1 protein-coding gene is annotated in these 1,191 nt (G+C 62.3%); it reads right to left on the reverse strand.

The annotated features are described in order from the left end of the window. Positions 1 to 235: 235 nt before the first annotated feature. On the reverse strand, positions 236 to 1,191 hold a 956-nt coding region (locus tag A3AY_RS35140), incomplete at its 5' end, for an NAD(P)/FAD-dependent oxidoreductase (protein WP_018325880.1).

A 1,191-nucleotide genomic window follows, 5' to 3' on the forward strand; every position in this document is an offset into this window, starting at 1 on the left:
TACTCTCCGCCCGCAGGACCAGTCGGACAGGCGTGACCCTCGCGAACGGCGATTGGTTCTAATTTCGCGGGGATCTCTGATCTCATTTGGCAGATAATCTGCGCAGGAAAGGCTTCGTTTAATCATTGCAAGGCGTCGTCGATTTCATCGACGTACTGAAACTTATTGAAGTGCGAGTCTTACGATTGACTGCAATACGACACCTCCCGATGCGACGCTGGAAAGCGTGATCCGGCTATTGCCCGAAGCGGTTCGGTAAAAAGGGGCGCGCGTCATCGCAGATACGGTTTTTCAGCGCATCCAGCACCAGATCCGCCGTTTTTGGCGCGGCGGCGATGCCGATGTGACCATGTCCGAAGGCAGCGATGAGGCGGGAATGGCGCGACAGTGGGCCGATCACGGGCAGTCCGTCCGGGGTGGATGGGCGATGGCCCATCCAAAGCCGGAGTTCGGGCGTCTTGTTGACGGAAAGGTAGGGGTAGCTTGCCAGTGCGTGCCGTTGCAGCACCTCGGCCCGTTTCCAGTTTGGCGGTTTTTCCACCGTCGCAAGCTCGACTTGGCCCGAGAGGCGCAGGCCCATGTCCGTCGGTGTGTTGGCCATCCGGCCGGTGCTCGGCATGACAGGGATCTCGAAGGGCGTTTCCCCGGACGCCACGGTCACATGATAGCCCCGCTCGCTCTCCATCGGAATGCGCACACCCAGTCGCTGTAGGAGGCGGCCAGAATGAATACCAGCGGCCACCACGATGTGCTCGGCCGACAGCGTCTCGCCGTCTCCGAGGAGTACGCGAGGCGCTACGGCGTCGAGAATGGCGGTGACGGCGGACTGGCGGAACTGCACGCCCTTCAGCCGTGCCGCCTCCACAATGCCGGCCACATAGCGCCCGGTATCTCTGCAATGCGCGCCCGCGACCACATGGACGGCAAACCTGTAGCCGAAGCCGAGCGCGGGCAGCCTCTGCCGCAGCATGGCCTCATCCCATTCCACATAGGCCACACTATTCTCGCGCCGCAGCTCCCAGCTCAACGCCTCGGCCTCGAAGGCGGCGCGGTCGGGATAGACGTAGAGCAGTCCTTTTTGTAAGATCAGGTGCTCCTGCCCGGTCTGCAAAGCCAGCTCCATATGACGCTCCGGCCCGTCGTGCAGCAGGAAGTTCAGCCGCCTTGCCGTCAGTCGTACCCGGGCCTTGC

Source organism: Rhizobium giardinii bv. giardinii H152 (assembly GCF_000379605.1).
Classification (GTDB): Bacteria; Pseudomonadota; Alphaproteobacteria; order Rhizobiales; family Rhizobiaceae; genus Pararhizobium; species Pararhizobium giardinii.